Source organism: Pseudomonas sp. NPDC087690, assembly GCF_044743175.1.
Classification (GTDB): domain Bacteria; phylum Pseudomonadota; class Gammaproteobacteria; order Pseudomonadales; family Pseudomonadaceae; genus Aquipseudomonas.
Genome location: NZ_JBIUVX010000039.1, coordinates 14,374 through 32,451, shown reverse-complemented (window position 1 = coordinate 32,451; position 18,078 = coordinate 14,374). Strand labels below are relative to the sequence as shown.

General features: G+C 58.9%; 23 protein-coding genes. 10 read left to right on the top strand and 13 right to left on the bottom strand.

The window, feature by feature from the left end:
* Window positions 1-125: 125 nt before the first annotated feature.
* Window positions 126-452, top strand: a complete 327-nt coding sequence (locus ACIPIZ_RS24730) for a DUF3077 domain-containing protein (RefSeq protein ID WP_064393108.1) — start codon at window positions 126-128, stop codon at window positions 450-452.
* A gap of 76 nt (window positions 453-528) precedes the next feature.
* Here ACIPIZ_RS24730 and ACIPIZ_RS24725 read toward each other — a convergent pair whose 3' ends face one another.
* The 3 genes from ACIPIZ_RS24725 to ACIPIZ_RS24715 form a co-directional block, all read right to left on the bottom strand.
* Window positions 529-816 (bottom strand): type II toxin-antitoxin system RelE/ParE family toxin, encoded by a 288-nt coding sequence (locus tag ACIPIZ_RS24725; protein WP_122662129.1) that lies wholly within the window; start codon window positions 814-816, stop codon window positions 529-531.
* An 11-nt stretch (window positions 817-827) separates the two neighbouring features.
* Window positions 828-1,118, bottom strand: coding sequence for a Phd-YefM (locus ACIPIZ_RS24720; protein ID WP_064393110.1), 291 nt, complete (start codon window positions 1,116-1,118; stop codon window positions 828-830).
* A 176-nt stretch (window positions 1,119-1,294) separates the two neighbouring features.
* A complete protein-coding gene (locus ACIPIZ_RS24715) occupies window positions 1,295-3,136 on the bottom strand; it encodes a potassium transporter Kup (protein WP_371920118.1) in 1,842 nt (613 codons plus the stop codon).
* Between the two features lie 349 nt (window positions 3,137-3,485).
* On the opposite strand from ACIPIZ_RS24715, the gene rimO reads away from it, so the two are divergent.
* The 6 genes from rimO to tsaA all read left to right on the top strand — a co-directional run bounded on the left by rimO (window position 3,486) and on the right by tsaA (window position 8,854).
* Window positions 3,486-4,823 carry a 30S ribosomal protein S12 methylthiotransferase RimO gene (gene rimO / locus ACIPIZ_RS24710; protein ID WP_034154944.1) on the top strand — a complete coding sequence of 446 codons (1,338 nt, stop codon included), beginning with the start codon at window positions 3,486-3,488 and terminating at the stop codon, window positions 4,821-4,823.
* 337 nt (window positions 4,824-5,160) lie between these two features.
* On the top strand, window positions 5,161-5,634 hold the full coding sequence (locus tag ACIPIZ_RS24705) for a GNAT family N-acetyltransferase (RefSeq protein ID WP_064393112.1): 474 nt from the start codon (window positions 5,161-5,163) through the stop codon (window positions 5,632-5,634).
* Window positions 5,635-5,820: 186 nt separating this feature from the next.
* Window positions 5,821-6,531, top strand: a complete 711-nt coding sequence (locus tag ACIPIZ_RS24700; protein WP_064393113.1) for an rRNA pseudouridine synthase — start codon at window positions 5,821-5,823, stop codon at window positions 6,529-6,531.
* 70 nt (window positions 6,532-6,601) lie between these two features.
* Window positions 6,602-7,072, top strand: a complete 471-nt coding sequence (locus ACIPIZ_RS24695; protein WP_064393114.1) for a DUF1456 family protein — start codon at window positions 6,602-6,604, stop codon at window positions 7,070-7,072.
* 128 nt (window positions 7,073-7,200) lie between these two features.
* Window positions 7,201-7,971, top strand: coding sequence for an SDR family oxidoreductase (locus ACIPIZ_RS24690; RefSeq protein ID WP_401167963.1), 771 nt, complete (start codon window positions 7,201-7,203; stop codon window positions 7,969-7,971).
* A gap of 184 nt (window positions 7,972-8,155) precedes the next feature.
* Window positions 8,156-8,854: a tRNA (N6-threonylcarbamoyladenosine(37)-N6)-methyltransferase TrmO gene (gene tsaA / locus ACIPIZ_RS24685; RefSeq protein ID WP_401167961.1), complete on the top strand. Its 699-nt coding sequence runs from the start codon at window positions 8,156-8,158 to the stop codon at window positions 8,852-8,854.
* 165 nt (window positions 8,855-9,019) lie between these two features.
* On the opposite strand, the gene fpr is transcribed toward tsaA, so the two are convergent.
* Entirely contained in the window at window positions 9,020-9,799 is a 780-nt protein-coding gene (gene fpr / locus ACIPIZ_RS24680; protein ID WP_007908723.1) for a ferredoxin-NADP reductase, read from the bottom strand.
* Window positions 9,800-9,932: 133 nt separating this feature from the next.
* Here fpr and ACIPIZ_RS24675 point away from each other — a divergent pair, with 133 nt between their 5' ends.
* On the top strand, window positions 9,933-10,859 hold the full coding sequence (locus ACIPIZ_RS24675) for a LysR family transcriptional regulator (protein WP_008077179.1): 927 nt from the start codon (window positions 9,933-9,935) through the stop codon (window positions 10,857-10,859).
* On the opposite strand, the gene ACIPIZ_RS24670 is transcribed toward ACIPIZ_RS24675, so the two are convergent.
* The 3 genes from ACIPIZ_RS24670 to ACIPIZ_RS24660 all read right to left on the bottom strand — a co-directional run bounded on the left by ACIPIZ_RS24670 (window position 10,856) and on the right by ACIPIZ_RS24660 (window position 12,914).
* Window positions 10,856-11,218 (bottom strand): diacylglycerol kinase, encoded by a 363-nt coding sequence (locus ACIPIZ_RS24670; RefSeq protein ID WP_016771411.1) that lies wholly within the window; start codon window positions 11,216-11,218, stop codon window positions 10,856-10,858. The genes ACIPIZ_RS24675 and ACIPIZ_RS24670 overlap by 4 nt on opposite strands.
* A 74-nt stretch (window positions 11,219-11,292) precedes the next feature.
* Window positions 11,293-11,943: a response regulator transcription factor ErdR gene (gene erdR, locus ACIPIZ_RS24665; protein ID WP_150646986.1), complete on the bottom strand. Its 651-nt coding sequence runs from the start codon at window positions 11,941-11,943 to the stop codon at window positions 11,293-11,295.
* A gap of 224 nt (window positions 11,944-12,167) precedes the next feature.
* Window positions 12,168-12,914, bottom strand: coding sequence for a tRNA-uridine aminocarboxypropyltransferase (locus tag ACIPIZ_RS24660; protein ID WP_401167958.1), 747 nt, complete (start codon window positions 12,912-12,914; stop codon window positions 12,168-12,170).
* Between the two features lie 189 nt (window positions 12,915-13,103).
* On the opposite strand from ACIPIZ_RS24660, the gene ACIPIZ_RS24655 reads away from it, so the two are divergent.
* Window positions 13,104-13,529 carry a PA3611 family quorum-sensing-regulated virulence factor gene (locus tag ACIPIZ_RS24655; RefSeq protein WP_008077172.1) on the top strand — a complete coding sequence of 142 codons (426 nt, stop codon included), beginning with the start codon at window positions 13,104-13,106 and terminating at the stop codon, window positions 13,527-13,529.
* Here the strand turns inward: ACIPIZ_RS24655 and ACIPIZ_RS24650 are convergent, their stop codons facing one another.
* Window positions 13,530-13,724, bottom strand: coding sequence for a hypothetical protein (locus ACIPIZ_RS24650; RefSeq protein WP_034154934.1), 195 nt, complete (start codon window positions 13,722-13,724; stop codon window positions 13,530-13,532).
* Between the two features lie 355 nt (window positions 13,725-14,079).
* Between ACIPIZ_RS24650 and ACIPIZ_RS24645 the strand changes: the two genes are divergently transcribed.
* On the top strand, window positions 14,080-15,198 hold the full coding sequence (locus tag ACIPIZ_RS24645; protein ID WP_064393121.1) for a TIGR00730 family Rossman fold protein: 1,119 nt from the start codon (window positions 14,080-14,082) through the stop codon (window positions 15,196-15,198).
* 55 nt (window positions 15,199-15,253) lie between these two features.
* Here the strand turns inward: ACIPIZ_RS24645 and recX are convergent, their stop codons facing one another.
* The 5 genes from recX to ACIPIZ_RS24620 all read right to left on the bottom strand — a co-directional run bounded on the left by recX (window position 15,254) and on the right by ACIPIZ_RS24620 (window position 18,077).
* Complete coding sequence (gene recX, locus ACIPIZ_RS24640; protein ID WP_008077166.1) at window positions 15,254-15,724, bottom strand: recombination regulator RecX; 471 nt, start codon at window positions 15,722-15,724, stop codon at window positions 15,254-15,256.
* An 8-nt stretch (window positions 15,725-15,732) separates the two neighbouring features.
* Complete coding sequence (locus ACIPIZ_RS24635; protein WP_401167956.1) at window positions 15,733-16,362, bottom strand: hypothetical protein; 630 nt, start codon at window positions 16,360-16,362, stop codon at window positions 15,733-15,735.
* Between the two features lie 83 nt (window positions 16,363-16,445).
* Window positions 16,446-16,946: a CinA family protein gene (locus ACIPIZ_RS24630; RefSeq protein ID WP_064393122.1), complete on the bottom strand. Its 501-nt coding sequence runs from the start codon at window positions 16,944-16,946 to the stop codon at window positions 16,446-16,448.
* A 67-nt stretch (window positions 16,947-17,013) separates the two neighbouring features.
* The gene (locus tag ACIPIZ_RS24625) at window positions 17,014-17,532 is read right to left on the bottom strand and encodes a lysis system i-spanin subunit Rz (RefSeq protein WP_401167953.1); all 519 of its coding nucleotides are present in this window, start codon (window positions 17,530-17,532) and stop codon (window positions 17,014-17,016) included.
* The gene (locus ACIPIZ_RS24620) at window positions 17,511-18,077 is read right to left on the bottom strand and encodes a glycoside hydrolase family 19 protein (protein ID WP_064393124.1); all 567 of its coding nucleotides are present in this window, start codon (window positions 18,075-18,077) and stop codon (window positions 17,511-17,513) included. Before ACIPIZ_RS24620 ends, ACIPIZ_RS24625 begins: the two co-directional genes overlap by 22 nt.
* Window position 18,078 lies beyond the last annotated feature (1 nt).

The window sequence follows — 18,078 nt, the reverse complement described above, 5'->3', positions numbered from 1 at the left end:
GGCTGTGCGTGGGACGCTTTCGGGCGTGCCGGTTTCCTTGGTTCCCGGTTTACCACCCTGCGTACAGTTGCCTCCCTTTCGCGTGGTAACGAAAGTCGCGGCACTTCGAACTAAGGAGTAACACGATGACCGAAACTGATCTGCACGGACTCGCAACCGTTAAAACCATCGGCTTCACCCCTTTCCTCTACAACTCGGATCAAGCGTTCTTCAACGTGAGCGCCGGCATCCCGATTCTCGATGCCCTGTCCAAATCCTCCGACCTGCTGTACCTCGCAAAATCCTTCGCCGAAGATGCGGCCTTCATCAGAGACACCGACCGCCACGCCTGGGCTGCGCATTACCTCACACTCATGGGCAAGGCTTTGCTTGATGATGTGATTCAGACACTGACTCCTCGTCCTCCGCGAACAAAGGCTGAATCTGAATTAGATGCACCCAAGAGCATGTAAAAGCGCAGGCACAAAAAAGCCCCCGCCAGTTGAAAAACCGGCGAGGGCTATCTTTTAATTGGTTTCGACACATTGATCAGATTCGACGCTCGGCGGCGTCGTAAACCTCTTCATCTCGCCGCACCCCAACTGCGACGATCAACACCTGAATCGCCCTGCCATTGACCCGATAAACAATGCGCGTGTCGCCCGTGCGAATCCTGCGACATCCGGCAAGGCTGGCTCTGAGCGGTTTTCCAGACTTGTCTGGCTCACCATTAATAATCCGCTCTTCAATGACATCAAGAACCCGGTTGGCTGCCGCAGATCCCAGTTGATCCAGATCCCCTTGGACTTCCGGATGATAAATCACTCCCCAAACCATCCAGCACTCCTTTAGTCCTTCCTGGCATACCTGGCCCGCATATCGTCATGGCTGACCGCCTGGGCCGGATCAAAATTGATCAATCTCTCCCGGGCTGCCGCTTCGATGCGCAGATTCTCGAGTTCATCCAGCATCTCTTGATAGGCCTGCACATTGATGATGACAGCGGCCGGTTGATTGTCTTTGAAGATAACCAAACGCTCAGTTGCACGACTGGAGATTTCCTTGAGCTTCGCACTGAAGCTCCTGACCATGGCAGTGACGGAAATTGCCTGGTCAGCACGTTCTAGTAATGCCGTCATAACTACCTCTCACTCACTTGCTGATTAGCACAATAATGCACAGAGTATTGCGTTGAATTAAACACAGTGCAACTTCCTGTTTCCAGCCACCGACCAAATACCCGCTCGACCAGACGCCCACAAAAAAGCCCCCGCCAACCACAAGGCTGACGGGGGCTTTTCGGTAGGGGCCAAGCTTACATTTCTACCTGCGTCCCCAACTCGATCACCCGGTTCAGCGGCAGATTGAAGAACCTCAAGTTCCCATTGGCATTCTTCAACATGAACGCAAACAGCGCTTCACGCCAACGCGCCATGCCCTCAAGTTTCGAAGCAATCACCGTTTCGCGGCTGAGGAAGTAAGTCGTGCGCATCGGGCTGAAATCCAGATCATCCAGATGACACAGCTTCAGCGCCTGCGGCACGTCCGGTTCATCGGTGAAGCCGAAGTGCAGGATCACCCGGAAGAAACCCTCGCCGTGCGCTTCGACCTCGAAGCGCCGCGATGGCGGTACGCGCGGGATGTCTTCGTAGACCACCGTCAGCAACACCACCTGCTCGTGCAACACCTGGTTATGCAGCAGGTTGTGCAACAGCGCATGCGGCACGGCGTCGGAGCGTGCAGTGAGAAACACGGCTGTGCCCTGCACCCGATGCGGTGGCTGCACGCGGATGCTGCTGATGAAGATCGGCAGCGGCAGCGCGCCTTCGTCGAGGCGTTCGACCAGCAGTTGTTTGCCGCGCTTCCAGGTGGTCATCAGCACGAACAGCGCAATACCGGCGATCACCGGGAATGCACCGCCCTGGACGATCTTCGGCACGTTGGCGGCGAAATACAGACCGTCCACCAGCAGAAAGCCCAGCAGCACCGGCACCGCGAGGATCGGTGGCCATTTCCACAGCAGCAGCATCACTGCCGACACCAGAATGGTGGTCATCAGCATGGTGCCGGTCACCGCCACGCCGTAGGCCGAGGCCAGTGCGCCGGAGGATTCAAAGCCCAGCACCAGCAGCACCACGCCGACCATCAGCGCCCAGTTCACCGCGCCGATATAGATCTGGCCCTGCTCGTCGCTGGAGGTGTGCTGGATGTACATGCGCGGGATGTAGCCGAGCTGGATCGCCTGACGGGTCAGGGAGAACGCGCCGGAAATCACCGCTTGCGAGGCAATCACCGTGGCCAGCGTCGACAAGCCGACCAGTGGAATCAATGCCCAGCTCGGTGCCAGCAGATAGAACGGGTTACGCGCCGCCTCGGGATTTTCCAGCAGCAAGGCGCCCTGACCGAAGTAATTGAGCACCAGCGCCGGCAACACCAGAATGAACCACGCACGGGCAATCGGCTTGCGGCCAAAGTGACCCATGTCGGCGTACAGCGCTTCGGCACCGGTCAGCGCCAGCACCACAGCGCCGAGAATCGCCACGCCCATGCCCGGATGAACCACGAAGAAATTCACCGCCCAGATCGGGTTCATCGCATGCAGCACTTCTGGCGCGTGGCTGATGCCATACACACCGAGGGCGCCGAGGACGAGGAACCAGGTGACCATGATCGGCCCGAACAGAATGCCGATCCGCGCCGTACCGTGTTTCTGGATCAGAAACAGCGCGACCAGCACCACCAGCGACAGCGGCACGACCCAATGGTCGATGCCATCAAATGCCAGCCCCAGACCTTCAATCGCCGACAGTACGGAAATCGCCGGGGTGATCATGCTGTCGCCATAAAACAGCGCCGCGCCGATCAGTCCGCAAACCACCAGCAACGAGCGCAATTTCTTGCGATGCCCGGCAGCGCGACGGGCCAGTGCGGTGAGCGCCATGATGCCGCCCTCGCCCTGATTGTCGGCGCGCAGCACGAACATCATGTATTTGATCGACACGACCCAGATCAGCGACCAGAAGATCAACGACAGAATGCCCAGCACGCCGTCGTGGTTGACCGGTACGCCGTAACCGCCGGAAAACACTTCTTTGAGGGTGTACAACGGGCTCGTGCCGATGTCGCCGTAAACTACCCCGACCGCCGCGACCAGCATGCTCAGCGGCTTGGAGGCCGAACCCTCGGCGCCTGCCGCATGACTACTTGCCTGACCCATCCAACACTCCTGATTTTAGAACCGGCTTCTTTGAATGAAGCACTATGCTTTGTGGTGCAGCATGCGCTGTTTTACCTGTTGTTACAGACGTTTTGTTGACTGTAAAAAATTGGTAAAGCTCAACGGCGCGAAGCATAGCGCAGCACTCGTCGTATTTCCCTGCATAAAGCTGGTCAAGTGCGTTGCTCGCCGCTAGAATTGCGCACTTTTTGATCAGAGGCGCGCCCTAAGCGCCCGTCCGTCGGCTTTCGCACCCAGAAAGCGATGTCACAAAATACCGAGGTTAGACATGTCCACCACTCCTGCGCCGGCCAATCCAAAGGTTGGCTTTGTATCTCTGGGTTGCCCGAAAGCACTGGTCGACTCCGAGCGCATCCTGACCCAGCTGCGCATGGAAGGCTATGACGTGGTGTCCACCTATCAGGACGCCGACGTTGTAGTCGTCAACACCTGCGGTTTCATCGATTCGGCCAAGGCTGAGTCTTTGGAAGTGATCGGCGAAGCGATCAAGGAAAACGGCAAGGTCATCGTCACCGGTTGCATGGGCGTGGAAGAAGGCAACATCCGCAACGTCCACCCGAGCGTGCTGGCCGTGACCGGTCCGCAGCAGTACGAGCAAGTGGTCAACGCCGTGCACGAAGTCGTGCCGCCGCGTAAGGATCACAACCCGCTGATCGACCTGGTGCCGCCGCAAGGCATCAAGCTGACCCCGCGTCACTACGCGTACCTGAAAATTTCCGAAGGCTGCAACCACAGCTGCTCGTTCTGCATCATCCCGTCGATGCGCGGCAAACTTGTCAGCCGTCCGGTCGGTGATGTGCTCGACGAAGCTCAGCGTCTGGTCAAATCCGGCGTTAAAGAGCTGTTGGTGATCTCGCAAGACACCAGCGCCTACGGCGTCGACGTCAAATACCGCACCGGTTTCTGGAACGGCGCGCCGGTGAAAACCCGCATGACCGAACTGTGTGAAGCGCTGAGCACCCTCGGCGTCTGGGTGCGTCTGCACTACGTTTACCCGTACCCGCACGTCGACGAGCTGATCCCGTTGATGGCCGCTGGCAAGATCCTGCCGTACCTGGACATCCCGTTCCAGCACGCCAGCCCGAAAGTGTTGAAGTCGATGAAACGCCCGGCGTTCGAAGACAAGACCTTGGCGCGGATCAAGAACTGGCGCGAAATCTGCCCGGATCTGATCATCCGTTCGACCTTCATCGTCGGCTTCCCGGGCGAGACCGAAGAAGACTTCCAGTACCTGCTCAACTGGCTGACCGAAGCCCAGCTCGACCGCGTTGGCTGCTTCCAGTACTCGCCGGTTGAAGGCGCCCCGGCCAATGATCTGGATCTGGAGATTGTTCCAGACGACGTCAAGCAGGATCGTTGGGATCGCTTCATGGCGCACCAGCAAGCGATCAGCTCGGCACGCCTGCAAATGCGCATTGGCCGTGAAATCGAAGTGCTGGTGGACGAAGTCGACGAGCAAGGCGCGGTTGGCCGCTGCTTCTTCGACGCCCCGGAAATCGACGGCAACGTGTTTATCGACAACGGCAGTAATCTGAAGCCGGGTGACAAGGTCTGGTGCAAGGTGACTGACGCTGACGAATACGACCTGTGGGCCGAACAGATCTGATCTGAAGGTCAAAAGCCCCTCACCCCAGCCCTCCCGAAACGTCGGACCGCCCGTAGGGAGAGGGAGCTGACCGTGTTGTTCTTTCGAGGTACATCGACCTGAGCTATCCGGTCGAACTCAGTTTTGAACAGCATGAAGATCAGCTCCCTTCCCCCTCGCCCCCTCTGGGGGAGAGGGTTGGGGTGAGGGGGAGAGATCTTGCTGGCGACAGAAGTATCCAGCCAGACACCGCAACAAATACAAAAAGCCCCACTCTTTTTACAAGATGCGGGGCTTTTTTACGGCTATCGTTTAGCGGGGGACGGACTCCCTTGAAACGGACAAGAGGCAGACGGGCATGCGTCACCATTCGGTCATCCACACACCGAAACTCAGCGATTATCAGGAACTGACCCGGGTCTGGGAGGCCTCGGTTCGCGCCACCCATGATTTTCTGCCGGACAGCTACATCGAGTTGCTGCGCAATCTGGTGCTCTCGCGTTATCTGGATGCGGTGATGCTGATCTGCACCAGGGACGCCGACCAGCGCATCACCGGGTTTGCCGGTGTCGCGGCGGGCAAGATCGAGATGCTGTTTATCGATCCGGATTATCGGGGTCAGGGCTTGGGCAAGAAGCTGCTCAACTATGCCATGCAGCATCTGAATGCCGATGAACTCGACGTCAATGAACAGAACCCGCAGGCCTTGGGCTTTTACTTCAAGCAGGGTTTCGAAGTGATCGGCCGCTCGGAGGTCGATGGCATGGGCCAGCCGTATCCGTTGCTGCATATGCGCTTGCGCCAGAACCAGCAGCGCTCCAGTAACGGCTGACACAACCCAACCCAATGTAGGAGTGAGCCTGCTCGCGATAGCGCCAGATCAGCCACCATCAATGTCGAATGTCAGATGGCTATCGCGAGCAGGCTCACGCCTACAAAAAGCATTACCGAAATGGAACCGGGCTTAACCGGCGCCACACAGGTACAATGCCCACCCCTTTTTTGTTACGGCCCTGTCATGACTGACCCGATTCGCCTCTCCAAACGCCTCATCGAACTGGTCGGTTGCTCCCGCCGGGAGGCCGAGCTGTTCATCGAGGGCGGCTGGGTCACCGTGGACGGCGAAGTGATTGACGAGCCGCAATTCAAGGTCGGCGAGCAGAAAGTCGAGCTCGACAAGGACGCCAAGGCCACCGCGCCGGAGCCGGTGACCATCCTGCTCAATGCCCCTGCCGGCATGGACGTCGAAACGGCCATGCAATCGCTCAGCGCCGAAACCCTTAGCGAAGAGCACCGTTTCAGCAAGCGCCCTCTGCGCGGCCACTTTCTGCGCCTGACCGCCAGCGCTGACCTGCAAGCCAAGGCCAGCGGCCTGCTGGTGTTCACCCAGGACTGGAAAATCCTGCGCAAGCTCACCGCCGACGCCGCGAAGATCGAGCAGGAATACGTGGTCGAAGTCGAAGGTGACATGGTCGCCCACGGCCTCAATCGCCTGCAGCACGGCCTGACGCACAAGGGCAAGGAACTGCCGCCGGTCAAGGCCAGCTGGCAGAACGAAAACCGTCTGCGCTTCGCCATGAAGAACCCGCAGCCGGGGATCATCGCGCAGTTCTGCGAAGCGGTCGGCCTCAAGGTCGTCGGCATCCGCCGTATCCGCATCGGCGGCGTCTCGATCGGCAAAGTCCCGGTCGGCCAATGGCGCTACCTGTCCGGCAAAGAGAAGTTCTAAGACTTCCACTGCCGCCACACATTCCGGTAGCGCGCCTGCGCGCTGCCCACAACGCATCAGGATTACTCACATGATTCATAACGACGTATTGCGCAGCGTGCGCTACATGCTCGACATCAGCGACAAGAAAGTTGTCGAGATCATCAAGCTCGGCGGCATGGACGTCGCGCTCGCTGACGTAGTGACCTGGCTCGACAAGAAAGAAGAAGACGAAGAAGGTTTCGTGCGCTGCCCGGACGAAGTCATCGCGCACTTCCTCGACGGCCTGGTGATCTTCAAGCGCGGCAAGGACGAAAGCCGTCCGCCGCAGCCGATCGAAGTGCCGGTGACCAACAACATCATCCTGAAAAAGCTGCGTGTGGCCTTCGAACTGAAAGAAGACGACATGCACGCGATCCTCAAGGCTGCCGAGTTCCCGGTGTCCAAGCCTGAGCTGAGCGCGCTGTTCCGCAAGGTCGGCCACACCAACTATCGCCCGTGCGGTGACCAGTTGCTGCGCAATTTCCTCAAGGGCCTGACCCTGCGCGTTCGTCCGGCCTGATCCCCTCCGCGGTGGCGACCGATGGTCGCCACCGCAACGCATGACTGTTCATTCCCTCCAGAAATAATGGCTCCGCTTCGCGCGGCTGGCGACTAGGGTGTACTGATCCCCAATCTTCAGGACTCGCCATGCACCCGTATTTCTCCCTGCAAGGCCGCACCGCTCTGGTGACCGGCGGCACCCGTGGTATCGGCAAAATGATCGCCAAAGCCTTTGTCGAGGCTGGCGCGCGCGTTTACGTCTGCTCGCGCGATGCCGAAGCCTGCCATCAAACTGCGGAAGAACTCAGCGCCTTGGGCACGTGCCACGGCGTGGCGGCGAATCTGGCGACCGAAGAAGGTGTGCAGGAACTGGCCGCGCGCCTGGGCGAGCAGATCACCCATCTGGATATTCTGGTAAACAATGCCGGCACCACATGGGGTGCGCCGCTGGAAAGCTATCCGGTCAAGGGCTGGGAAAAGGTCATGCAGCTCAACGTGACGTCGGTGTTCAGCTGCATCCAGCAATTTCTGCCGTTGCTACGCAAGGCCGGCTCGGCGGCGAATCCGGCGCGGATAATCAACATTGGTTCGGTGGCGGGGATTTCTTCGTTTGGTGAGCAGGCGTATGCCTATGGGCCAAGCAAGGCGGCCCTGCATCAGTTGTCGCGGATTCTCGCGCGGGAGCTGGTGAGCCAGCACATCAACGTCAATGTGATTGCGCCGGGACGCTTTCCGAGCAAGATGACTCAGCATATTGGCAATGATCAGCAGGCGTTGGCTGAAGATACGGCGTTGATTCCGATGAAGCGTTGGGGGCGTGAAGAGGAGATGGCGGCGTTGGCGATCAGTCTGGCGAGTACGGCTGGGGCTTATATGACCGGGAATATTATTCCGCTGGATGGCGGGTTTAGTCTCTGACATCGGCGGTGAAGCTATCGCGAGCAGGCTCACTCCTACAGGGATTTTCAGCGAACACAGATTTTGTGTACACCCATGACCCTGTAGGAGTGAGCCTGCTCGCGATGGCGTCAGCCCAGTCTCCACCAGCCATAGGGTCTGCCGGGTTATCATGCCCACCCCTGCCCCGCTTCGAATGCAAACCATGACTTACAGCGTCTCCCCCATCGGCTTCGTGCGCTCCTGCTTCAAGGAGAAATTCGCCATCCCCCGCCAGCCACAACTGGCCCCTGCCGCCCGTGGCGTGCTGGAACTGGTGGCGCCGTTCGATCAGGGTGACGCGGTGCAAGGCCTGGAGCAGGTCAGCCATGTCTGGCTGCTGTTCCTGTTTCATCAAGCGCTGGAAGATAAACCGCGACTGAAAGTCCGCCCGCCACGCCTGGGCGGCAACAAGTCCATGGGCGTATTCGCCACCCGCGCCACACACCGTCCTAATGGCATCGGCCAGTCCGTGGTGAAACTGGACAAAGTCGAAGCCAATCGCCTGTTCATCTCCGGCATCGACTTGCTCGACGGCACGCCGGTTCTCGACATCAAACCCTACGTGCCCTACGCCGACATCATTCCCGACGCCGCCAACAGCATCGCCAGCGCCGCACCGCAGTTGATTGACGTGCAGTGGACGGACTCAGCACTGAAACAGGCGCACACACACGCTCAGCGCCTCGACGAGCCTTTGGTTGAACTGATTGAACAGTGTCTGGCGCAGGATCCGCGCCCGGCCTATCAAACCCCGGCGCCTGAACGCGAATATGGCGCGCAATTCTGGGATCTGGACGTGCGCTGGCATTATCCGACGCCTGAGCAGATTCGCGTGCTGGAAGTCATTCCAGCCATGGTCTGAAACCGCGCCCAATGTAGGAGCTGCCGCAGGCTGCGATCTTTTGATTTTGCTCTTCAAAAGCAAGATCAAAAGATCGCAGCCTGCGGCAGCTCCTACAGGTGAATGTCGCGGGCATAAAAAAGCCCCCATTGCCAATTCAGGCAATGGGGGCTTCTTCAGTGGGACTTACTTCTCGACGAACGCACGCTCGATCAGGTAATCACCCGGCTCGCGCATCCGCGCCGAGATCTTCAGGCCGAAGCTGTCGAGCACTTCGCTGGTCTCGTCGAGCATGCTCGGGCTGCCGCAGATCATTGCACGGTCGTCCTGCGGGTTGATCGGTGGCAGGCCGATGTCGCTGAACAGCTTGCCGCTGCGCATCAGATCGGTCAGACGGCCCTGATTCTCGAAAGGCTCGCGGGTCACGGTCGGGTAGTAGATCAGCTTGTCACGCAGCGCTTCGCCGAAGAACTCGTTCTGCGGCAGATGCTCGGTGATGAATTCGCGGTAGGCGACTTCGTTGACGTAACGCACACCGTGGACCAGGATCACTTTTTCAAAGCGCTCGTAGGTTTCCGGGTCCTGGATCACGCTCATGAACGGCGCCAGGCCAGTGCCGGTGCTCAGCAGGTACAAATGCTTGCCCGGGTTCAGGTCATCCAGAACCAGGGTGCCGGTAGGCTTCTTCGAGATGATGATCTCGTCGCCTTCCTTCAAATGCTGCAGCTGCGAGGTCAGCGGGCCGTCCTGCACCTTGATGCTGAAGAACTCCAGATGCTCTTCCCAGTTCGGGCTGGCGATCGAGTAAGCGCGCATAAGCGGGCGGCCGTTAGGCTGTTGCAGGCCGATCATCACGAACTGACCGTTCTCGAAGCGCAGGCCCGGATCGCGGGTGCACTTGAAGCTGAACAGAGTGTCGTTCCAGTGATGAACACTGAGGACACGCTCGTGGTTCATGTTGCTCATGTACGTTTGACTCCTGGAGATTGGGTCTGCGCTGGCTTTTGCAGGCGACGGTGCGCAATTGCATCGCATTCTAATAGCGACGACAATATCTGTTAACTGGATTATTAAGATAAGGGTTATCGGTTATATCGATATGCGATTTACTCTCCGTCAACTGCAAGTCTTCGTCGCCGTCGCCCAGCAGGAAAGCGTATCCCGTGCTGCGGGTCTGCTCAACCTCTCACAGTCGGCTGCCAGCACCTCGATCACCGAACTGGAGCGTCAGTCCAGCTGCCAACTGTTCGACCGTGCCGGCAAACGGCTGAGCCTCAACGCCCTCGGCAAACAGCTGCTGCCACAAGCGGTGGCCCTGCTCGATCAGGCCAAGGAAATCGAAGACCTGCTCAACGGCAAATCCGGTTTCGGCTCGCTGTCGGTAGGCGCGACGCTGACCATCGGCAATTACCTGGCGACCCTGCTGATCGGCAGCTTCATGCAGCGCCACCCGGAAAGCCAAGTGAAGCTGCACGTGCAAAACACTGCCAATATCGTGCAACAAGTTGCCCACTACGAAATTGATCTGGGTCTAATCGAAGGCGATTGCAGCCACCCGGACATCGAAGTGCAGAGCTGGGTCGAGGATGAGCTGGTGGTGTTCTGCGCGCCGCAACATCCGCTCGCCCAGCGCGGCAGCGCAACCATGGAAGAGCTGACTCACGAGGCGTGGATTCTGCGTGAACAGGGTTCCGGCACGCGGCTGACCTTCGATCAGGCCATGCGTCACCATCGCAGCTCGCTGAATATCCGTCTGGAGCTGGAACACACCGAGGCGATCAAACGCGCGGTGGAATCAGGGTTGGGGATTGGTTGCATCTCGCGACTGGCACTGCGCGATGCGTTCCGACGCGGCAGTCTGGTGCCGGTGGAAACGCCGGATCTGGATCTGGCGCGGCAGTTCTACTTCATCTGGCACAAGCAGAAATACCAGACCTCGGCGATGCGCGAGTTTCTCGAGCTGTGCCGCGCTTTCACCGCCGGGGTTCAGCGCAGCGACGAGATCGTTTTGCCGACCATCGCTTAAAGCAGAATCACCGCCCACACCAGACCGATCATGCTCAGAGCGACGAATTGCGCGGCGCTGCCCATGTCCTTGGCGTTCTTCGACAGCGGGTGCAGTTCCAGCGAGATGCGGTCGATGGCCGCTTCCACTGCCGAGTTAAGCAACTCAACGATCAGCGCCAGCAGGCACACGGCAATCAGCACGGCCTGCTCTACACGGCTGACATTGAGGAAGAACGTCAGCGGAATCAGCACCACATTGAGCAGCACCAGTTGGCGGAACGCCGCTTCACCGGTGAAGGCGGCGCGCAGACCGTCGAGCGAATAACCGGAGGCATTCAGGATGCGTTTCAGGCCGGTTTGGCCCTTGAAAGGTGACATAAGGAAGAAACCAACCAAAAAGGAGTGGGAAAGCTAGATCAATAAAAGTCAAAAAAACGTGAAGACACCAGCCTTTATTGGCTCGGAATTGACTCAAGTTGTTGCAGCAGTAAAGCCGCTTGCGTGCGAGTGCGCACATTCAACTTGCGAAAGATCGCCGTGACGTGGGCCTTGATGGTCGCTTCGGACACGCTCAGCTCATAGGCAATCTGTTTGTTCAGCAGGCCTTCGCAAACCATGGTCAGCACGCGGAACTGCTGTGGCGTCAGGCTGGCGAGGCCATCGCTGGCAGCTTTGGCTTCGTCGGAAACGGCGACCGCTTCGAACGCTTGCGGCGGCCAGAACACATCGCCATCGAGTACTTTGCGCACCGCTTGCTGAATCACGTTGAGATCGCTGGACTTGGGTATAAAGCCACTGGCACCGAACTCTCGGGATTTGACCATCACCGACGCTTCTTCCTGCGCCGACACCATCACCACCGGAATCTGCGGGTATTGTCCGCGCAGCAGCACCAGCCCGGAAAAGCCATAAGCGCCGGGCATGTTCAGGTCCAGCAGGACCAGATCCCAGTCAGCCTTTTCGGTCAGGCGGGTTTCCAGTTCGGCGATGCTCGCCACTTCCACCAGGCGTACATCCGGGCCAAGGCCCAGCGTCACCGCTTGATGCAGGGCGCTACGAAACAGAGGGTGATCATCGGCAATCAGGATGTCGTATGTGGCCATTTTTCAAATGATCCTGTTTTTGATGGCAGACACGGTGCATTCCGGTCTGGCCAAAGCAACTCAAGATGCCGCTTTTGAAGCGATATCCACAGGGGCACGTTCAACGCCAATCAACAGCAAACACGGCGTTTCAAACCTTGGCCGCACCCTAATCGGCGCCAAGCATGCCCAGCGAAGACGGGGTGGTCAAGCAGCACGGCCGCTGGCTTGTACAGTATGGGCCACTATTGGGCCAACTCCGGCTGCGCCTTTCGTATATAGGGCAACAGCTCGGCGTGCGCGGGGGTGGTTTCATTCATGTCCAGTTGTTGCTTGGCACCGAGGTAGTGCTGGCTGAACACGTCGAAATAGGCGTCCAGCGCAGAAGCCGCGTCGCTGTCACCCGCCAGTTCGAGACATAGCGCAGCCACTTCGGCGGTGCACAGATGTTCGCTGCGGGTCGAACGACGCAAGCGGTAGCGCGAGAGTTTGTCGGGCAGCAGGCTCAAGATCGGCAAGCGATCGAAATACGGGCTCTTGCGGAAGATCTTCCGCGCTTCAGTCCACGTTGCGTCGAGCAAAATGAACAGCGGACGTTTGCTGCTATCGATCGCGACGGTGTTGGTCACTCGCGCCGGTTCAACGTATTCGCCGGGAAACACCAGATACGGCTGCCACTGCGGGTCATTGAGCAGCGCGAGCATCTGCGGATCGGGCTCGGTACGCGACCAGATGAACGCGTGGTTATCGCGCACCACGTCGGCAATCAGCCAACCGGTGTTGCTCGGCTTGAACACTTCCTTGCCGGTCATGATCAGACACACGCCCGAACGAGTGTCGACGCTCGGTCGCCACGCGCAAAGGCAATGGCTGATGATCACCCGGCAGTCGCGGCAACGCTCAGAGCGAAAGCCACGGGCCTGAATCGGCTTGATGCCTTCATCTTCGCGCTGGTCACGCAGACGGGCGACGGCGTTGGGCGCATGGTTCATCGTGGATAACGCCGAAAAGCAGGAAAACTCGACACGAACGACACTCGGCAGGGCAATAAAGGCCGGCAGTTTACCAGAGCGATGGGCACAAGCCTGTACCCTCCCGACCGGCTCCCCTATAATTCGCCGCCACTGAACGCACAGTCACTAGTCTGTTCGAACCACCAGTCACTGAACCAGGAGAGTTTCATGCTGCGCCTTATCGTTCCCACCGCTGCCATTCTGCTGGCGTCGTCCTTCACCGCTCAGGCTGCCTCCCTGAGTGAGCAGAATCTGAACCGCGAGCTGCGCAACGTCGCCGCCCAGAGCAGCGTCGGCACGCCACGCGCCATCAGTGAAGACATTCTTGATCAGGGCTTCACCGTTGAAGGCACGCAGTTGATCAACCACCTGAGTGTGCAAAAGAGCCACGCCGACAAGATGCGCGCTGACCCTAAAGCCGTGTATTTCCAGTTGGGCGCTTCGGTGTGCAACAACCCGTCGTTTCGCAAGCTGATGGCCAAGGGCGCAATCATGCGTTACGACTTCACGGAAGTGAAAACCAACAAAGCGATCGGCTCCGCCAGCTATCAGGAATCGGATTGCCCGAAAGCCGGTCCGGCGAAGAAGAAGTAATCATCGCGAATTGGCGCGCCGCTGTTCATCCTCGGCGCGCAGTTCGGCCAGCAAGGCCTGTAGATAGTGCGAACGGCGCTCGCCGCCGGCCAAGCGCCGGCAGCACTCCTCTTCGAGACTGAGATGATTGGTCTCGGCAGATGCCTTCAACATTCGATACAACTGCGTATCGATCTCCAGAATCACTCTGGCCATGTGTCCCGCCTCCTTGCCACCCGCAAATCCTTGAATAGCGTGCACCTTGCGTACGGTCGTTAACGCAAAGTTGTCGTACGGCGCCTGTAAGTTAGTTAATCAGAGGGATTGCCGCTCGGCGCACGTTCGGACGAGCGGTGACGGCATCGGCTGAAAAACAATAAACGGTTGCCAGCCAAAACGTTGCGGCGCAATGATCGAATCAGCGCAAAGCTTCGCAAGGGTCTAGATTCAGAGTATTCCCGAACATTTTTAAACGGCAGGAAAGGAACTGTCGATCGTGTGTGTTTTTTTGCAGCGCGGCACTGACGCCGCTCGTCAGGGCCATCCCGCTCTGTGCAGAAGGAGACGTTGAATGCCTTACCAACCGAATGACCTCTTGAGTCGTCATTTTCAGGAAAACGGTCCCGACCTCATTACTCAGGTCGAAGAACAACTCAGCCGGGTTTCCCCCAACAGCCCCAACCTTCCCATCTACCGCGACATGATCCTGACCGTGCTGCGCATGGCGCAGGAAGATCACAACCGCTGGAACGCCAAGATCACCCTGCAAGCCCTGCGCGAACTGGAGCAAGCGTTTCGGGTGCTGGAGCAATTCAAGGGCCGACGCAAAGTCACCGTATTCGGCTCGGCGCGAACGCCAGTCGAACATCCACTGTATGCCATGGCCCGAGAGCTCGGCGCGGCGTTGACCCGTTCGGACATGATGGTCATCACCGGTGCCGGGGGCGGCATCATGGCAGCCGCCCATGAAGGTGCCGGTCGCGATCACAGCCTCGGGTTCAATATCACCCTGCCCTTCGAGCAGCATGCCAACCCGACCGTCGACGGCACCGGCAATCTGTTGCCTTTCCACTTCTTCTTCACGCGCAAATTGTTCTTCGTCAAAGAAGCCGATGCGCTGGTGTTATGCCCCGGAGGATTCGGCACCCTGGATGAAGCACTGGAAGTGTTGACGCTGATTCAGACTGGCAAGAGTCCGCTGGTGCCGGTGGTGTTACTGGATGCGCCGGGCGGCACATTCTGGCAAGGCGCGATGGACTTCATTCGTCAGCAACTGGAGGACAACCGTTACATCCTGCCCACCGACATGAAATTGATGCGCCTGGTTTACAGCGTCGAAGAGGCGGTCGAGCAGATCAATCAGTTCTACAGTAACTTCCACTCCAGCCGCTGGCTCAAGCGCCAATTCGTGATCCGCATGCATCACAAGCTCAGCGATCAGGCGCTGGCGCACATGCAGGAAGCGTTTGCCGATCTGTGCCTGAGTGACCAGTTTCATCAGCACGCCTACGCCGGCGAGGAACACGATGAAGCGCAGTTCAGTCATCTGGCGCGACTGGCCTTCGCCTTCAACGCGCGCACCCACGGGCGTCTGCGGGAACTGATCGATTACATCAACCTGCCGGAAAACTGGGCTGATTCCAAACCGCAAACAGCGCAACGCTCACGCGAACCATCAAAGGTTATTTGAGGGCAAAAAAAAACGGCCCGCTATTTTCATAGCGGGCCGTTTTTATTGAATCGGATTAATCGTCCATGCCTCGACCGCTGAACAAGCGGTTGATCATCTCCATCGAAAACCCTCGATACGCCAGAAACCGGCCTTGCTTGGCCCGTTCTTTTGCATCAATCGGTAAATGTCCGGAGAACTTCCTGCGCCAGGTGTCCTGAAGTTGCTCCTGCCAACTGATACCGCTTTCGCGCAGGGCGAGTTCGATATCGGCACGCTGCAAACCGCGCTGGCTCAGCTCCTCACGAATCCGTAGAGGGCCATAGCCGGAACGGGCACGATAGGAAACAAAGCTTTCAAGGTAACGGGCTTCGGAAAGCAGCCCCTCCTCCGTCAAACGGTCGAGGGCTGTTTCGATCATCTCCGCCTCGGCGCCGCGCTGACGCAATTTGCGCGTCAGCTCGACTCGACCGTGCTCGCGGCGTGCGAGCAGGTCCATGGCGGTTCGCCGCACAGCGACGAGGGTATCGAGTACGGCGGTGGTCATCGCTGCAATCAGATATCAGCGTCGGCCAGGTCGTCCTCAGTCTCTTTGACTGCAGAGGCCTTGGAGTCGATCACTGCCGGCGTCAGCAGCTTGTCACGCAGTTGCTTCTCGAGCTTCGCGGCGATTTCCGGGTTGTCCGCCAGGAACTTGGCCGAGTTGGCCTTGCCCTGACCGATCTTGGTGCCTTCGTAAGCATACCAGGCGCCGGATTTCTCGACGAAACCGTGCAGCACACCCAGGTCGATCATCTCGCCATTGAGGTAGATGCCCTTGCCGTAAAGAATCTGGAACTCGGCCTGACGGAACGGCGAAGCGACCTTGTTCTTCACAACCTTGACGCGGGTTTCGCTGCCGACCACTTCGTCGCCTTCCTTCACCGCGCCGGCTTTTTGCGCCTGGGCGATCACGGACAAGGTCAGTGTGGTTTTACCGGAAGATTCCGGACCGTAGATTTCAACGATACGGCCTTTTGGCAGGCCGCCAATGCCGAGCGCGATGTCCAGACCCAGAGAGCCAGTGGAGATAGCCGGGATCGCCTGACGGTCCTGATCGCCCATACGCATCACGGCACCCTTGCCGAATTGACGTTCGATCTGACCCAGGGCCGCAGCCAAGGCTTTCTTCTTGTTGTCGTCCATTAAAGTCCTCACGTAATCAATAAGGCCTGACGGCCAACACCTGTATAAGTAGCCAGTATTATTCCACAGCGTTCGCGGATCGCCTACCCCTGATTTTCGATTTCTCGTGCCGCTAGTCGCAGGAGCCCCTCTAGCGCGGCCTTCACCGTTTGTCGGCGGACTTCATCGCGGTTGCCGGGGAAGTGTTGAACCTCACTGGTCACGGTCTCGCCAACACCCCAGGCCAGCCAAACAGTGCCGACCGGTTTGTTCGGCGAGCCACCGTCCGGCCCCGCTACACCGCTGACCGCCACGGCAAATCGCGCCAGGCTTTTGTCCTGGGCGCCCCGCACCATCGCCTCGACCACCTCGACACTGACCGCGCCCACCGTCTCGAACAACCCGGCCGGCACATTCAACTGCTGGGTTTTCTGCCGGTTGGAGTAGGTCACATAGCCAGCCTCGAACCACGCTGAACTGCCCGGGATCCGCGTAATGGCTTCGGCGATCCCGCCGCCGGTGCAGGACTCGGCCGTGGTGACGTGGGCGTTGAGCACTTGCAGGCGTCGGCCAAGTTCAGCAGCCAATTGGGTGATTTCTTTCACGGCATGCTCCGGATCGTGTGGAATGCCTCCACCGTACACGAGCCGATTGCGCTTTCAATACACAGACTCATTCAAAATGTTCGGGCACCAACGCTCTGACATACGCCTGACAGGCCTGCAGGGCAATCAATCCGCGGTCGCCGCTGTCGGTGATGGCGATAATTCGTTGAGCATGCGCCGGGTCAAGTCGGGCGCGTACGGTTGCAGGATCCACGCGGCCGGCGCCGGCGGTGGCGGGCACGTTGCAGCATGGGGCAACGTCGCTGGCGTCGAGAAAGACTGACAACCGTACATCAGCAGTAGCAAGACGATCGCGCAGGCGATCCTGATCACGTTGGGCATCGCTCAGTGCTCGATAGTGGGTTTGTTCACTGGCGGCAAGCCGCTGCTCCAGTGCCAGGCGCTTATCCTGCTCGGCCTGTTGCGCGGTGGCGGCGGCGGAATTCTGTTGATTGAGTACCTCGGCGTTTAACCGAGCCAGCTCCGCCAATTGCCGTCCGTAGCGCCAGTCCTGAAATTGCCAGGCGGCTGCAAAGGCACCAGCGGCCAGCAACAAAATGCCGGTCACACGCCAGGGGATTGGCATAACACCGCCCTCGCCCGCGCCCAGATCTCCAGACGATCCTGCAAACCGTTCAACCCGCCGTTGATACGCCGGGTGATGGTGTTGAACTGGTCGCGGTCGGCCAGTTCGTTCAAGCCGTTCTGCTCCCAGAACCAAGCGGCGGACTCAGCCGCCCATTGCGGTTGTTCGAGCAGTTCGGGCAAGGACAGCAGGCGCTCATCGCCAAAAAGGCCAACGCTGCATTGTCGGTAATTGCTACGGCCAGTGATTTGTATCAGCCCACGTCCGCGATACTTTTGCCCGTCGCCATCAGCCTCTGGCGTATTGCCCAGACGCAGGGCCAACGTACCGGTGTCGTACTTGCTCAGGTATTGGTTGTTGCCCAACTCTCGCACATACCGCAGTTGCCCCGACTCGTGGCCGACCTGCGCCAGAAACGCAGCCATGCGTTTGGGGGTATCGATAAGACGACGAGTCATGGCGGCGTTGAGCACAGAAACAAAAACGCCCGCTTGGGAGCGGGCGTTGGGCATGATGTCGATAAGGTTGTTTTCAGTTATTTGCATA

Bases quoted from the DNA above. Each gene is read 5' to 3' on its own strand.
- ACIPIZ_RS24705 (WP_064393112.1), top strand. From the start codon at position 5,161: ATGCGTCACCATTCGGTCATCCACACACCGAAACTCAGCGATTATCAG.
- ACIPIZ_RS24675 (WP_008077179.1), top strand. From the start codon at position 9,933: ATGCGATTTACTCTCCGTCAACTGCAAGTCTTCGTCGCCGTCGCCCAG.
- erdR (WP_150646986.1), bottom strand. From the start codon at position 11,943: ATGGCCACATACGACATCCTGATTGCCGATGATCACCCTCTGTTTCGT.
- ACIPIZ_RS24620 (WP_064393124.1), bottom strand. From the start codon at position 18,077: ATGCAAATAACTGAAAACAACCTTATCGACATCATGCCCAACGCCCGC.
- recX (WP_008077166.1), bottom strand. From the start codon at position 15,724: ATGACCACCGCCGTACTCGATACCCTCGTCGCTGTGCGGCGAACCGCC.
- ACIPIZ_RS24625 (WP_401167953.1), bottom strand. From the start codon at position 17,532: ATGCCAATCCCCTGGCGTGTGACCGGCATTTTGTTGCTGGCCGCTGGT.
- ACIPIZ_RS24645 (WP_064393121.1), top strand. From the start codon at position 14,080: ATGCCTTACCAACCGAATGACCTCTTGAGTCGTCATTTTCAGGAAAAC.
- ACIPIZ_RS24725 (WP_122662129.1), bottom strand. From the start codon at position 816: ATGGTTTGGGGAGTGATTTATCATCCGGAAGTCCAAGGGGATCTGGAT.
- tsaA (WP_401167961.1), top strand. From the start codon at position 8,156: ATGACTTACAGCGTCTCCCCCATCGGCTTCGTGCGCTCCTGCTTCAAG.
- rimO (WP_034154944.1), top strand. From the start codon at position 3,486: ATGTCCACCACTCCTGCGCCGGCCAATCCAAAGGTTGGCTTTGTATCT.
- ACIPIZ_RS24690 (WP_401167963.1), top strand. From the start codon at position 7,201: ATGCACCCGTATTTCTCCCTGCAAGGCCGCACCGCTCTGGTGACCGGC.
- ACIPIZ_RS24695 (WP_064393114.1), top strand. From the start codon at position 6,602: ATGATTCATAACGACGTATTGCGCAGCGTGCGCTACATGCTCGACATC.
- fpr (WP_007908723.1), bottom strand. From the start codon at position 9,799: ATGAGCAACATGAACCACGAGCGTGTCCTCAGTGTTCATCACTGGAAC.
- ACIPIZ_RS24650 (WP_034154934.1), bottom strand. From the start codon at position 13,724: ATGGCCAGAGTGATTCTGGAGATCGATACGCAGTTGTATCGAATGTTG.
- ACIPIZ_RS24700 (WP_064393113.1), top strand. From the start codon at position 5,821: ATGACTGACCCGATTCGCCTCTCCAAACGCCTCATCGAACTGGTCGGT.
- ACIPIZ_RS24730 (WP_064393108.1), top strand. From the start codon at position 126: ATGACCGAAACTGATCTGCACGGACTCGCAACCGTTAAAACCATCGGC.
- ACIPIZ_RS24655 (WP_008077172.1), top strand. From the start codon at position 13,104: ATGCTGCGCCTTATCGTTCCCACCGCTGCCATTCTGCTGGCGTCGTCC.
- ACIPIZ_RS24720 (WP_064393110.1), bottom strand. From the start codon at position 1,118: ATGACGGCATTACTAGAACGTGCTGACCAGGCAATTTCCGTCACTGCC.
- ACIPIZ_RS24635 (WP_401167956.1), bottom strand. From the start codon at position 16,362: ATGGACGACAACAAGAAGAAAGCCTTGGCTGCGGCCCTGGGTCAGATC.
- ACIPIZ_RS24670 (WP_016771411.1), bottom strand. From the start codon at position 11,218: ATGTCACCTTTCAAGGGCCAAACCGGCCTGAAACGCATCCTGAATGCC.
- ACIPIZ_RS24715 (WP_371920118.1), bottom strand. From the start codon at position 3,136: ATGCTGGTCGCGGCGGTCGGGGTAGTTTACGGCGACATCGGCACGAGC.
- ACIPIZ_RS24660 (WP_401167958.1), bottom strand. From the start codon at position 12,914: ATGAACCATGCGCCCAACGCCGTCGCCCGTCTGCGTGACCAGCGCGAA.